This window comes from Mesorhizobium sp. L2C066B000, from assembly GCF_000502335.1.
In the GTDB taxonomy this organism is placed as follows: Bacteria; Pseudomonadota; Alphaproteobacteria; order Rhizobiales; family Rhizobiaceae; genus Mesorhizobium.
Window position 1 is genome coordinate 149839 of the sequence record NZ_AYWZ01000006.1, and the last position, 11941, is coordinate 161779.

At 62.0% G+C, this 11941-nt stretch carries 17 protein-coding genes; 14 read left to right on the forward strand and 3 right to left on the reverse strand.

What is annotated here, in order from left to right; translation table 11 throughout:
• Positions 1–151: 151 nt before the first annotated feature.
• The 14 genes from moaA (at position 152) to X733_RS149825 (ending at position 10011) form a co-directional block, all read left to right on the forward strand.
• Entirely contained in the window at positions 152–1147 is a 996-nt protein-coding gene (gene moaA, locus X733_RS149885) for a GTP 3',8-cyclase MoaA (protein ID WP_031193366.1), read from the forward strand.
• Positions 1148–1199: 52 nt separating this feature from the next.
• Positions 1200–1700 carry a hypothetical protein gene (locus X733_RS149880; RefSeq protein ID WP_023818909.1) on the forward strand — a complete coding sequence of 167 codons (501 nt, stop codon included), beginning with the start codon at positions 1200–1202 and terminating at the stop codon, positions 1698–1700.
• Positions 1701–1796: 96 nt separating this feature from the next.
• Entirely contained in the window at positions 1797–2153 is a 357-nt protein-coding gene (locus X733_RS149875; protein WP_023669002.1) for a hypothetical protein, read from the forward strand.
• The gene (locus X733_RS1000000170500; protein WP_155924212.1) at positions 2150–2374 is read left to right on the forward strand and encodes a hypothetical protein; all 225 of its coding nucleotides are present in this window, start codon (positions 2150–2152) and stop codon (positions 2372–2374) included. Before X733_RS149875 ends, X733_RS1000000170500 begins: the two co-directional genes overlap by 4 nt.
• 5 nt (positions 2375–2379) lie before the next feature.
• Positions 2380–3300: a DMT family transporter gene (locus tag X733_RS149870; protein WP_023730566.1), complete on the forward strand. Its 921-nt coding sequence runs from the start codon at positions 2380–2382 to the stop codon at positions 3298–3300.
• A 7-nt stretch (positions 3301–3307) separates the two neighbouring features.
• Positions 3308–3940 (forward strand): molybdenum cofactor guanylyltransferase MobA, encoded by a 633-nt coding sequence (mobA, locus tag X733_RS149865; RefSeq protein WP_023706846.1) that lies wholly within the window; start codon positions 3308–3310, stop codon positions 3938–3940.
• Complete coding sequence (gene mobB, locus X733_RS149860; protein WP_023738823.1) at positions 3937–4440, forward strand: molybdopterin-guanine dinucleotide biosynthesis protein B; 504 nt, start codon at positions 3937–3939, stop codon at positions 4438–4440. Before mobA ends, mobB begins: the two co-directional genes overlap by 4 nt.
• A gap of 319 nt (positions 4441–4759) precedes the next feature.
• Positions 4760–5545, forward strand: coding sequence for an ABC transporter substrate-binding protein (locus X733_RS149855; RefSeq protein WP_023688509.1), 786 nt, complete (start codon positions 4760–4762; stop codon positions 5543–5545).
• A 75-nt stretch (positions 5546–5620) separates the two neighbouring features.
• A complete protein-coding gene (locus X733_RS149850) occupies positions 5621–6337 on the forward strand; it encodes an ABC transporter permease (RefSeq protein WP_023669007.1) in 717 nt (238 codons plus the stop codon).
• Entirely contained in the window at positions 6334–7164 is an 831-nt protein-coding gene (locus X733_RS149845) for an ABC transporter permease (protein WP_023688511.1), read from the forward strand. The genes X733_RS149850 and X733_RS149845 overlap by 4 nt, the downstream gene beginning before the upstream one ends.
• 103 nt (positions 7165–7267) lie before the next feature.
• Positions 7268–8137 (forward strand): NAD(P)-dependent oxidoreductase, encoded by an 870-nt coding sequence (locus X733_RS149840; RefSeq protein ID WP_023750707.1) that lies wholly within the window; start codon positions 7268–7270, stop codon positions 8135–8137.
• Between the two features lie 9 nt (positions 8138–8146).
• Positions 8147–8851: a DNA alkylation repair protein gene (locus tag X733_RS149835; RefSeq protein WP_023738821.1), complete on the forward strand. Its 705-nt coding sequence runs from the start codon at positions 8147–8149 to the stop codon at positions 8849–8851.
• Positions 8811–9395 (forward strand): GNAT family N-acetyltransferase, encoded by a 585-nt coding sequence (locus X733_RS149830; RefSeq protein WP_023818910.1) that lies wholly within the window; start codon positions 8811–8813, stop codon positions 9393–9395. The genes X733_RS149835 and X733_RS149830 overlap by 41 nt, the downstream gene beginning before the upstream one ends.
• A gap of 46 nt (positions 9396–9441) precedes the next feature.
• Positions 9442–10011 carry a DUF3299 domain-containing protein gene (locus X733_RS149825; RefSeq protein WP_023818911.1) on the forward strand — a complete coding sequence of 190 codons (570 nt, stop codon included), beginning with the start codon at positions 9442–9444 and terminating at the stop codon, positions 10009–10011.
• Between the two features lie 48 nt (positions 10012–10059).
• On the opposite strand, the gene X733_RS149820 is transcribed toward X733_RS149825, so the two are convergent.
• From X733_RS149820 to X733_RS149810, 3 genes are all read right to left on the reverse strand, one after another.
• Positions 10060–10551 (reverse strand): Lrp/AsnC family transcriptional regulator, encoded by a 492-nt coding sequence (locus tag X733_RS149820; RefSeq protein WP_023669013.1) that lies wholly within the window; start codon positions 10549–10551, stop codon positions 10060–10062.
• A 143-nt stretch (positions 10552–10694) separates the two neighbouring features.
• A complete protein-coding gene (locus tag X733_RS149815) occupies positions 10695–11312 on the reverse strand; it encodes a uracil-DNA glycosylase family protein (RefSeq protein WP_023714215.1) in 618 nt (205 codons plus the stop codon).
• Complete coding sequence (locus tag X733_RS149810) at positions 11312–11923, reverse strand: glutathione S-transferase (RefSeq protein ID WP_023752261.1); 612 nt, start codon at positions 11921–11923, stop codon at positions 11312–11314. Before X733_RS149810 ends, X733_RS149815 begins: the two co-directional genes overlap by 1 nt.
• Positions 11924–11941 lie beyond the last annotated feature (18 nt).

The window sequence follows — 11941 nt, forward strand, 5'->3', positions numbered from 1 at the left end:
GCGGAAAAGGCCATTTGGACCCGGCCGACACCGGATGTCGGCCAGGGAATGTCACCAAAGATCGAGAGCGGCTATCTTGAATGGCGGGTTGGATCGTATCACATAGCCGTATATAACGGCGCCACTCGCAGCCACGGGAATGCTTGAACGCATGGACATGATCGATCCCTTCGGTCGCACGATCAGCTACTTGCGCGTGTCGGTCACCGACCGCTGCGATTTCCGCTGCACCTATTGCATGGCCGAGGACATGGCGTTCCTGCCCAAGAAGGACCTGCTGTCGCTCGAGGAACTCGACCGGCTCTGCACCGTCTTCATCGAAAAGGGCGTGCGCAAACTGCGCCTCACCGGCGGCGAGCCGCTGGTGCGCAAGAACATCATGCATCTGGTGCGCCAGCTGTCGCGGCACCTGAAGAGCGGCGCGCTGGAAGAGTTGACGCTGACCACCAATGGCTCGCAGCTGTCGCGCTTTGCCGCCGAGCTTGCCGATTGCGGTGTCGAGCGCATCAATGTCTCGCTGGATACGCTCGATGCCGACAAGTTCCACGCCATCACCCGCTGGGGCCATCTCGGCAAGGTCATGCAAGGCATCGATGCCGCGCAGGCGGCGGGGCTGAAGGTGAAGCTCAACGCCGTTGCGCTGAAGGACTTCAACGACGTCGAGCTGCCGGAGATGATGCGCTGGGCGCATGGCCGCGGCATGGACTTGACCGTCATCGAAACCATGCCGATGGGCGAGATCGACGCCGACCGGACCGACCAGTATCTGCCGCTATCGCTGCTGCGCGCTTCGCTCGAGCGCCAGTTCACGCTGAGCGACATCCCCTACAAGACCGGCGGTCCGGCCCGCTACGTCCATGTCGCAGAGACCGGCGGCAGGCTGGGCTTCATCACGCCGATGACGCATAATTTCTGCGAAAGCTGCAACCGCGTGCGGCTGACGTGCACCGGCACGCTCTATATGTGCCTGGGTCAGGAGGATGCCGCCGACCTGCGCGCGCCGTTGCGTGCCTCAGAAGGCAACGAGCTGGTCGCTGCTGCCATCGACGAAGCGATCGGCCGCAAGCCGAAAGGCCATGATTTCATCATCGACCGCCGCACCAGCCGCCCGTCGGTGTCGAGACATATGAGCGTCACCGGCGGCTGATTTTCTCCGCGATTGGTGCAGAATGCTTCCGTTGGAAGCGAGGGGGATTTCCATGCAGCGTGTTTGCCAAACCGGGCTGTCAGCGCTGGTCGTGGCCCTATCATTGGCGACCACAGTGGCGCCCGCAAAGCCGTTCACCTACATCAATGCGCGCTATGGCACGGTGTGCACGTTCCTGAGCCAGATTTTCAGCAAGCCGATGCCTGAGTCCCTCAATGGCGACGGTCGAAAATGGCTTAGCCCCGATGGTGCGAGCTTGTCCTGTTACGGCGGATACAAGCTGACGGAAGATACGCCCGACAGTCTGGTTGAAAAGGAAAAAGCCGACCCTGACTCTGGGGAAAAGGTCACTTACAGCAAAACCGGTAAGAACTGGGCAGTGGTCTCAAGCACCAAAGGCGACAAGATCTTCTATACCCGAATCGTCTTCGAAAAAGAGGATGCAATCCATACAGTCTGGATCGAATATCCCGCCTCGCTCAGGGCCAAGTACGACCCACTGGTCGGCGCTATCGGCGACAGCCTGCATGGGGCTGAGCAACACTGGGAATAAATCGCTCTCGACGCTGCAAACCCGATTTACCGCCATCGCGTTCCGCCCTAAATTTCGGCCTATAGCGGCTCGTCGCTCGGTTTGGGGGAATACGACATGCGCACATTCTTACTTTCTCTTGCAATGCTTGGGTTTGCCGCCGCGCCGGCAGCAGCACAGTCCATCGGTGGCAGCTACACCGTTGCGGGCACCAATTTCGACGGCTCGAAATATGGCGGCGAAGCCACCATCACGCTGACCAGCGAGACCACCTGCACCATCCATTGGGAGACGGGCGGATCATCGTCGGACGGCATCTGCATGCGCAACGACGATGCCTTCTCCGCCGGCTATGTCATGGGCAAGGAAATCGGTCTCGTCGTCTACAAGGTAGAGGATGACGGCTCGCTGCACGGCCTGTGGACCATCGCCGGCAAGAACGGCAGCGGCACCGAGGTGCTGACCCCGAAATGAGCCTGCTGGTCATCCGGCCAGCCCTCTTAGCGATTTTGTGGGCCACGGGTGAAAATCCGTGGCCTATTTCTTTGACGTTGCTGTCTTGCCGCCGGCTGCTACAGGCTTGGGCGGTTCACCGTTTCGCCGAAACGTCGAACCGCTTTATTCTTTGTTTTCACGCAATTCCGGACGGAAAACCGTTTCACACTTTTCTGGAATTGCTCTTGCAAAACCGGTAACGCCCTTGCCTCTTTCCCCAAACATTCGCGGCGCGCTGTGCATGATGGTGGCCATGATCGGCTTCACCCTCAACGACGCCATCACCAAGTTCTCGTCGGAATCGATGAACATGGCGCAGGTGATGCTGGTGCGCGGCGCCTTTGCGTCGCTGCTCGTCGGCCTGCTCGCCTGGCAGCAAGGCGCGCTCGCGCGACCGAGGTCGATGCTGCAGCCGCTGGTGACGCTTCGCGTGGTCGCCGAGGCCGGCGCCACCGTCGCCTTCCTTGTGGCATTAGCGCATCTGCCGATCGCCAATGTCTCGGCGGTGCTGCAGGCGCTGCCGCTGGCGGTGACGATGGGGGCGGCACTCGTATTCAGCGAAGCGGTCGGCTGGCGGCGCTGGCTGGCGATCGCGGTCGGCTTTGGCGGCGTGCTGATCATCGTGCGGCCAGGCTTCGAAGGCTTCAGCATCTATTCGCTGTACGCACTCGTCAGCGTCGCCTGTTGCGCAGTACGTGACCTCGCCACCAAGCGCATCCCGAGGGCTATCCCGACCTTGCTGGTGTCGACGGCAACGGCAATCGCCATGACCATCGTTGGCGCCGTGCTGCTGTCGCCGATGGGCGGCTGGACGCCGATGTCCGGCAAAGGCTCGGCACTTTTGGCATTGGCGGCGGTGCTGGTGCTGATCGGCTACCAGTTCATCATCATGGCAATGCGGGCCGGCGACATCTCCTTCATTGCGCCATTCCGCTACACCGCCCTCTTTTGGTCGATGCTGCTTGGCCTCATCATCTTCGGCGATGTTCCCGACCTGCCGATGATCGTTGGCTCCGCCATCATCATCGGCTCCGGCCTCTACGCGCTCTATCGCGAACGGGTCGTCGGCCGGCAGAAGCCGGCGGCCGAAAGCGCTGGACCCGACATGGCGCCGGACGGCATATAGGTTGGCCATGAGCCAAGACATTGCAGGAATTATCCTGGCCGGAGGCCTGTCACGGCGCATGGGCGGCGGCGACAAGACTTTGCTAGCGCTTGGCGAGCGTCCGCTTCTCGACCATGTCGTTGCCCGCCTGGCGCCGCAGGTCGGATCGCTGGCGCTCAGCGCCAATAGTGACCCGGCGCGCTTCGCCGCGGCCGGTCTTCCGGTTCTCGCCGATGCGGTGGAAGGCTATGCCGGACCGCTGGCCGGAATTCTCACCGGCCTCGAATGGGCGGCAGCGAATACCGCTTTCAAGGCATTGGCGACGGCCGCCGGCGACACGCCGTTCCTGCCGGTGGACCTGGTCGAGAGGCTGGCTGCGGCTGTTGACGAGCGACCAGGCTCCATCGCTGTTGCCAGTTCCGGCGGCAGGCGGCATCCGACCTTTGCGCTGTGGCCGCTCGGGCTGCGTGAGGCCTTGCGCCATTTCCTGATCGACGAGGACAACAGGCGCGTCTCCGCCTTCATCGAGCGGCACGACTGTGTCGAAGTGGAATTTCCGTTGCTGACCCACGGCAGTGACGAGATCGACCCGTTCTTCAACATCAACACACCGCACGACCTTGCGGTGGCCGAGCGTCTGTTGCAGAGCATCGGCCCATGAACATCTTCGGCATCACCGGCTGGAAGAATTCCGGCAAGACCACACTGACCGAGAAGCTGGTCACAGAGCTCGTCCGGCGCGGCTGGACAGTGTCGACGGTCAAACACGCCCATCATGAGTTCGACATCGACAAGCCTGGCGCCGACAGCTTTCGTCACCGCCAGGCGGGCGCCACCGAAGTCGCGGTGGTGTCGGGCAAACGCTGGGCGCTGATGCATGAATTGCGCGGTGAGGACGAGCCGACGCTGGAGACGGTCCTGTCGCGGTTGGCCCCGTGCGACATCGTGCTGGTCGAAGGCTACAAACGCGAGGTGCACAAAAAGATCGAGACCCGGCGGCAGGAGGCCAAGGACCGCTCGCCGCTGTCGGCGAACGACGGACATATCGTGGCGATTGCCGCCGACTTCGCGGTTACCGGCGAAAGCCTGCCTGTGTTCGATCTCGACGACACGGGAGGGATAGCCGACTTCATCGAGCGCATGACCGGCCTCAAACCTTGAGGCGCCTGCCCTCGCCCGGGTCAGCCGCCCTCTTCAGCCGTTGCATTGTCTAAGCGCGTCTCGCCTGAACGGCCTCATGCGACGCGCTTCAGGTTGTTTTATTTATGCATGTCGTCGTCCCAAAACCGCTGCGCACTTTTGGGCGACATGCATTAACCCGGCGTCGGCATTGGCTGGACCCGCAAATCCCGCAAGCAACGGTTTTACAGTTGCTTTTCTCCCGAAAACAGTGGGAGTATCGCGCCAGCGGGCGGTCAAAAGCACCGCCCCACAGAGCCGTTCCGGAACGACGGCCGGGAGCCATAAAGAGAGGACTATCATGCGTATTGCACTGCGTATCGCGCTCGCCGCATCGGCTGCGCTGCTGACGCTCGGCGTCGCCCAGGCTCAGGAAACGACCCTGAGAATCGGCACCGAAGGCGCCTACCCCCCATTCAACAACCTGACCTCCGACGGCCAGCTCGTGGGCTTCGACATCGACATCGCCAAGGCGCTCTGCGACGAGATGAAGGTCAAGTGCACCTTCGTCGCCCAGGATTGGGACGGCATCATTCCGGCCCTGCAGGCCGGCAAGTTCGACGCCATCGTCGCCTCGATGTCGATCACGCCGGAGCGCGCCGAGAAGGTTGACTTCACCCACAAATACTACAACACGCCGTCGGCGATCGCGGTACCCAAGGATTCGACCCTCAAGGGCGTGACCAAGGAAGACCTGGCCGGCAAGACCATCGGCGTCGCAACCACCACGACGCATTTCAATTATGCCTCGAAAACCTATACGGACAGCACGGTCAAGGGCTATCCGAGCAGCCCCGAAGAGCAGGCTGATCTCGCCAATGGCCGTCTCGACGCGATCGAGGACGATATCGTCGTGTTGCAACAGTTCCTGGATTCGCCTGATGGCGCCTGCTGCAAGATTCTCGGCCAGCCTTCGCCGCAGCCGGTCGATATCTTTGGACCGGGCGCCGGCATCGCCGTGCGCAAGGGCGAGACGGATCTGGTCAACAAGTTGAACAGCGCCATCGACGCAATCCGCGCCAACGGAAAGTACAAGGAAATCAACGACAAGTACTTCAAGTTCGACGTCTTCGGCGCCGAGTCCTGATCGTCTGAAACAAGGCGGCAGGGGAAATTTCCTGCTGCCGCCTTGGCCTGACAGAAGTGGAGACAAGACCCGTCAATGCCAAGCCAGAACATATGGATACTTCTCACTTGGGGACCCGATGGCTGGATTGACGATATTGCCTATGGCGCACTGGTCACCATTGCGCTCGCGCTGGCGACACTGCCGATCGGCCTGACGATCGGCTTTTTCGTCGCCTGGGCAAAACAATCCGAAGAGCCGTCGCTTCGCGTGGCTGCCAACATCTACACCACGGTGTTTCGCGGACTGCCGGAACTGGTGACGCTTTTCCTGTTCTTCTTCGGCATGCCGATCCTCTTGCAGTATGTCATCCGTCTGTTCAGGCCGGAAGCGACGGTCGATGTCGACAGCTTCCTCGCCGGCATGATCGTGCTGTCGCTGATCTTTTCGTCGTATTCCAGCGAAGTCTTCCTGTCGGCCTTTCGCGCCATTCCGAAGGGCCAGTATGAGGGCGGCTATGCGATCGGGCTGTCGAAATGGCAGACGATGCGCAAGGTGATCCTGCCGCAGCTGCTGCGCATCGCCTTCCCCGGCCTTGAGAATTGCTGGCTGAGCCTGCTCAAGGACACGGCCCTGGTGTCGGTCGTCAATCTGGCTGAAACCTTGCGCAACGCCGGCGTGGCGGCCCGTGTCACCAAACATTCCTTCCTGTTCTACAGCGTCGCGGCGATGGTGTTCCTTATCCTTGCCATCCTGTCGTCGATCGCCACCGGCTTCATCCTGCGTTCGCTCGGGAGAAGGGAGGCACGATGAGCGTCGTGACGCGCGCCGCCGTCGACATCGAGAAGCCACCACCACGGGCGCGAGGCTGGCCGCGGGCCCGTATCGTCGGCTACGCGCTGGTCGGCTTCTGGATCCTGTTCGGCATCGGCATCGCCGTCTATCTGGTTTACGCCTGGAATGGCGAGTTCTTCGCCAGATACGCGCCTGCCTATCTGCAGGGCTTGGGAACCACGCTTGCGCTGGTGGCCATCTCGATGGTGCTCGGCGCGCTCTTTTCGCTGCCCGTCACCTATGCCCGCATGTCGAAGAACCGCTATTTGTCCGTCCTGGCCTATTGCTACGTCTATTTCTTCCGCGGCACGCCACTGCTCGTCCAGGTCTATCTCGTCTATTACGGCCTGGGCTCATTCCGGGTGCAGCTCGAATCCGTCGGACTGTGGTGGTTCTTCCGCGACGCCTTCAATTGCGGTGTGTTTGCCTTCGCGCTCAACACCGCCGCCTACCAGGCCGAAATCCTGCGCGGCGCCATAGAAAGTGTTCCGAGAGGCCAATGGGAGGGCGCTGCTTCGCTCGGCCTGCACAAATTGCAGACGCTGCGCAAGGTCATCCTGCCGCAGGCGTTTATCGTGGCGCTCCGGCCCTACGGCAATGAACTCGTCTTGATGATCAAGGCCTCCGCCATCGTTGCCATCATCACCGTCTATGATTTGATGGGCAACGCGAAGCTCGCCTACGCCAAGTCCTTCGACTTCCAGGCCTATGTCTGGGTCGCCATCGTCTATCTGGTGATGGTCGAGATCCTGCGACATGGCGTCGAATGGATCGAGCGGCGGATCACCATTCATCTGATCCGCTGAGCGGTCGGCTGTACCAGTCGATCGGCTCATGCGCGTCTTGACGAATGGCGCGTAGAGCCTAGAGCTTTCCAAGACAATTCCGTTCCGTCTGAAGGGCAAACTCATGGCATCTGTGGCATTTCTCGGTCTTGGCGTGATGGGCTATCCCATGGCCGGGCACCTCAGGAACAAAGGCGGCCACGACGTCACCGTCTACAACCGCACCGCGGCGAAGGCGGAACAATGGGTGGCCCAGCATGGCGGCAAGTCTGCCGCGACGCCGGCGGACGCCGCAGAGGGCCAGGATTTCGTCTTCTCCTGCGTCGGCAATGACGACGATCTGCGCTCGGTGACGACCGGGGCCGATGGCGCCTTCGCCGCGATGAAAAAAGGCTCTGTCTTCATCGACAACACCACCGCTTCGGCCGAAGTCGCGCGCGAACTGGCCGACGCCGCTGAAAAGGCCGGCTTTTCCTTCCTCGACGCGCCGGTTTCCGGCGGCCAGGCGGGCGCTGAGAACGGCGTGCTGACGGTGATGGTCGGCGGCGAGCAGGCTGCCTTCGACAGGGCCAGGCCGGTCATCGACGCCTTTGCCCGCATGGTCGGGCTGATGGGGCCGTCGGGCGCCGGCCAGCTCACCAAGATGATCAATCAGATCACCATTGCCGGGCTGGTGCAGGGACTGGCCGAAGGCATCCACTTCGGCAAGAGGGCCGGGCTCGACATCGAGAAGGTCATCGAAGTCATCTCCAAGGGCGCTGCCGGGTCCTGGCAGATGGAGAACCGCCACAAGACGATGAATGCCGGTAAATATGATTTCGGCTTTGCCGTCGACTGGATGCGCAAGGATCTCGGCATCTGCCTCGATGAAGCCGACCGCAATGGCGCGAGACTGCCGGTGACCGCCCTTGTCGACCAGTTCTACAAGGATGTGCAGGCGATGGGCGGCAAGCGCTGGGACACCTCGTCCCTGCTGGCGCGCCTGGAAAAATAGGCGTTCGCAATGGCCGAGCTTTCGCCCCAATCGAACGCCGACGAGATCGTCGCCCATTTGCGCTCGATCGGCTCGGAGGACAATCGCCGCGGTATGCTGCGCTACGGCATCAAGATCGAGCGCGCGCTCGGCATCTCACATCGCATGCAGCGGCAGATCGCCAAAAAGATCAAGCGCAACCACGAGCGTGCTTTCGAGCTTTGGCAGACCGGCATCATGGAGGCGCAGTTCATCGCTTCCGTCACGGCCGACCCGAAGCGCTTCTCAGCCGCGGATGCACGACAATGGGCCGCGTCCTTCGATTCCTGGGACATCGTCGACGGCGTCTCCGATCTCTTCGTCGACACGGACGCCTGGAAGGAGCTGATTGAAGAGTTCGCGGCGGACGAGCGCGAGTTCGTTCGACGCACGGCCTTCGCCATGATGGCGTGGTCCGTCGTGCACCGGAAGCAGGAGCCGGTGGCGACTTTCCTCGGCTTCCTGCCGATCATCGAAGCGCATGCCACCGACAGCCGCAATTTCGTGAAGAAGGCGGTAAACTGGGCGCTTCGTTCGATCGGGAAGCGATCGTTGGAGATGCACGGCGCTGCCCTTGCCGTGGCCGAACGACTGGCCCAGTCGGCCGACAAGACGGCGCGCTGGATTGGCAAGGACGCCGTACGGGAACTCACCAATGCCAAGATCATCGAGCGGATCGCCGCCAGAAAAGGCTGACCTAGCCAACGTCCGGTTCACCGAGGTGACGCGGCAGACGCGCGCCGATTTCGAAGGCCTCTTCGAAGCGCAAGGCGGTCCGAAGTATTGCTGGTGCATGGCCTGGCGGCCCCTGCCCGGCCGCCGCGAGCATGTCCAGCACGCCGAGTTGAAACGGGCCATGATGGCGCTTGTCGAGGCCGGTACGCCGGTCGGAATCTTGGCCCAGATTGACGGCAAGACCGTCGGCTGGTGCTCGGTCGCGCCGCGCCAGACATATCGGAAGCTGACGTCGCAACAGGACGATGACGAGACCGGCATCTGGTCGATCGTCTGCTTCTATGTGCCAAGGGCGCTGCGCGGCGGCGGGCTGGCGGCAGCGCTGCTTGACGCCGTCATAGATCACGCCTTTGCCAAGGGCGCCGGCGTGATCGAGGCCTACCCGGTCGACGAGGCATCGCCGAGCTACCGTTTCATGGGGTTTCGCGACATGTTCATCGCTCGCGGGTTCCATGAGGTCGGCATGGCCGGCTCTCGCAGACATGTGATGCGGCTCGAGCGTTGACGCGATCGGCCGCGGCGTCTTTACTCCTGCACAAAGGAAGCGGCCGATGAGCAGTCCTCTCAAATCGACCTTGGCGCTTGCAGCCGCGTTGTTGGTGTTCACCGCTACCAACGCCTCAGGCCAAACCGCGCACATCTTCTGGAAAGATCTGCGTCCTGCGACGCAGGCGGTGGCCGAAGATGCCGGCCTGCCGATGATTGCGGCAAAACTGCCCGATCGTGGCGAGACATTGTCGCTCAACCTGCAGGACAAGACGGTACAATTAGCCGGCTATGCATTGCCGGTCGACCGTGATGGCGATCTCGTCTACCAGTTCCTGCTGGTGCCGTGGACAGGCGCTTGCAGCCACATGCCGACGCCGCCGCCCAACCAGATCGTGCTGGTGACGCCGGCTCGTCCCTACAAGATGTCGCAGGCCTATGAGTCGGTTGCCGTGACCGGCGCCTTGCGGCCCGGCTTGGAGAAGAGCCAGCTGTTCATTCTCGACGGCGTCAGCATCATCCAGTCCGGCTACACCGTACGCAAAGCCGATGTGGTGGCAGTCGACAAGGTGCCGGACACGATCACGCTGCCGGTCAACTCGCCCTGGAGTTTCCTCAACAAAAAGAAAAACTAAGCGCCGCCTGCTTGTGCAGCGTCACCGCCCAGTCACGGACAACCGCGCTCAGGCCGCGTTGGCGCCGGATTCCTTGTCCAGCAGCATGTAGTCGAGCGGCATTTCGGTCGTGTACTTGATCTGCTCCATGGCGAAGGACGACGATACGTCGCGGATCTCGATCTTGGCGATCAGCCGCTTGTAGAAGGCGTCATAGGCGGCGATGTCGGGCACCACGACGCGCAGGAGATAGTCGACGTCGCCGCTCATGCGGTAGAATTCGACCACTTCGGGAAATTCCTGGATGACTTCCGAGAAACGCCGCAGCCATTCATGGCTGTGCGAATTGGTGCGGATCGACACGAAAACGGTGACGCGCACATTGACCTTTTCGTGGTCGAGGATGGCGACGCGCCGCTTGATGACGCCCTCTTCCTCCAGCTTCTGGATGCGGCGCCAGCACGGCGTCGTCGACAGGCCGACTTTCTTGGCGACATCGGCAACCGCGAGCGTCGCGTCCTCCTGCAGGAGGCGGAGAATTTTTCTGTCGAGGCGATCCATTGAGGTGCTCCTGGTGCAGGCCGCGTTCCCTCGGGCGCGACGCGCTTTGGGAATAGATTGGCTATACTCCCTCTTATTTCGACCTTTCACAAGAAAGAAATTCTGCCGGATGGCACAAAAGCGAGTGATATCTTGCTTAAAGTCTAATCTATGCGATAGCGGATTTCCGATCTCAGAAACGGCAGCAAATCCATTTCAAACCATGGATTCTGCTTCAGCCATCCTGAGTTGCGCCATGACGGGTGTGGCAGCGGCAGCACTTTCGGGCTGGCCAGCGCATCCCAGATGGTGCGCCAGTCCTTCACGGTTTCGGTCAGCGACGGCCGGCGCGTGGCGCCCATATGCCAGGATTGCGCGTAGGAGCCGATTGTCAAGACGAGGTCGATCTGCGGCATCAGCGCCATCAGCGGCGCGCGCCAGGCCAGCGCGCATTCTCGGCGCGGCGGCAGGTCACCGCCCTTTGCGTCCTGGCCGGGGAAGCAGAACCCCATCGGCACGATGGCGAATTTTTCCGTGTCGTAGAATTCCTCGCTGGTTACGCCCAGCCAGCTTCGCAAGCGGTCGCCGGACGCGTCGGTGAACGGCATGCCCGACAAATGCACCTTTGTGCCTGGCGCCTGGCCGGCGAGCAGGATGCGGGCGCTGGATGATGGCAGCAGCACCGGGCGCGGCTCGTGCGGCAGTGGCCTGCCGACTGGAGTGTCGACGCAGATGCGGCAAGCGCGGACCTTTGCCGTCAGGCGTTCGAGTTCCGCCTCCATCAGGCGGAAGCGCTCGGGCGACTGGAGACGGCACTGTACCAGCGCAGCACGTTTGTGCACTCGTCCGGCACTTTGATGCGCGCCGGTTTCATGAAATCCATGGCGATCATGCCGGTGATATCGGCGATCGAATAGGCGTCGCCGGCGGCGAATTCGCAGTTTGCCAGTTCGGGCTCGAGCAGTTTCAGGAATTCAACCGCTTTCGCCTTGTTGGCCTCGCCCCATTCGGGGATCTGCGGAATTTCCCATTCCTTCATCGCCGGATGGATGTGGCGAAAAGCCTGGGCGACGCAGCTGAGCAGATTGAACTCCATGCGCCTTTGCCACATCTCGACCTTGGCCTTGCCGAGCGCGCCTTGCCCGAACAGCGCCGGTTCGGGATGCAGTTCCTCGAAATAGCGGCATATGGCGACGGATTCGGTGAGGATGGTACCGTCGTCGAGCTCGAGCACCGGCAGCCGCTGCAGCGGGTTGCGCGACCTGACCGGCTCCTGCTTGTGCCCCATCGCACCCATGTCGACCGGCACCAGCGGCACTGCGATGCCCTTTTCGGCGAGGAAAACCCGCACGCGCCGCGGATTGGGGGCGCGGCCGCCGTCGAACAGTTTCATGCTTATCCTCCCGATCTG

Bases quoted from the DNA above. Each gene is read 5' to 3' on its own strand.
- moaA (WP_031193366.1), top strand. From the start codon at position 152: ATGGACATGATCGATCCCTTCGGTCGCACGATCAGCTACTTGCGCGTG.
- X733_RS149880 (WP_023818909.1), top strand. From the start codon at position 1,200: ATGCAGCGTGTTTGCCAAACCGGGCTGTCAGCGCTGGTCGTGGCCCTA.
- X733_RS149875 (WP_023669002.1), top strand. From the start codon at position 1,797: ATGCGCACATTCTTACTTTCTCTTGCAATGCTTGGGTTTGCCGCCGCG.
- X733_RS1000000170500 (WP_155924212.1), top strand. From the start codon at position 2,150: ATGAGCCTGCTGGTCATCCGGCCAGCCCTCTTAGCGATTTTGTGGGCC.
- mobA (WP_023706846.1), top strand. From the start codon at position 3,308: ATGAGCCAAGACATTGCAGGAATTATCCTGGCCGGAGGCCTGTCACGG.
- mobB (WP_023738823.1), top strand. From the start codon at position 3,937: ATGAACATCTTCGGCATCACCGGCTGGAAGAATTCCGGCAAGACCACA.
- X733_RS149855 (WP_023688509.1), top strand. From the start codon at position 4,760: ATGCGTATTGCACTGCGTATCGCGCTCGCCGCATCGGCTGCGCTGCTG.
- X733_RS149850 (WP_023669007.1), top strand. From the start codon at position 5,621: ATGCCAAGCCAGAACATATGGATACTTCTCACTTGGGGACCCGATGGC.
- X733_RS149845 (WP_023688511.1), top strand. From the start codon at position 6,334: ATGAGCGTCGTGACGCGCGCCGCCGTCGACATCGAGAAGCCACCACCA.
- X733_RS149840 (WP_023750707.1), top strand. From the start codon at position 7,268: ATGGCATCTGTGGCATTTCTCGGTCTTGGCGTGATGGGCTATCCCATG.
- X733_RS149835 (WP_023738821.1), top strand. From the start codon at position 8,147: ATGGCCGAGCTTTCGCCCCAATCGAACGCCGACGAGATCGTCGCCCAT.
- X733_RS149830 (WP_023818910.1), top strand. From the start codon at position 8,811: ATGCCAAGATCATCGAGCGGATCGCCGCCAGAAAAGGCTGACCTAGCC.
- X733_RS149825 (WP_023818911.1), top strand. From the start codon at position 9,442: ATGAGCAGTCCTCTCAAATCGACCTTGGCGCTTGCAGCCGCGTTGTTG.
- X733_RS149820 (WP_023669013.1), bottom strand. From the start codon at position 10,551: ATGGATCGCCTCGACAGAAAAATTCTCCGCCTCCTGCAGGAGGACGCG.
- X733_RS149815 (WP_023714215.1), bottom strand. From the start codon at position 11,312: ATGGAGGCGGAACTCGAACGCCTGACGGCAAAGGTCCGCGCTTGCCGC.
- X733_RS149810 (WP_023752261.1), bottom strand. From the start codon at position 11,923: ATGAAACTGTTCGACGGCGGCCGCGCCCCCAATCCGCGGCGCGTGCGG.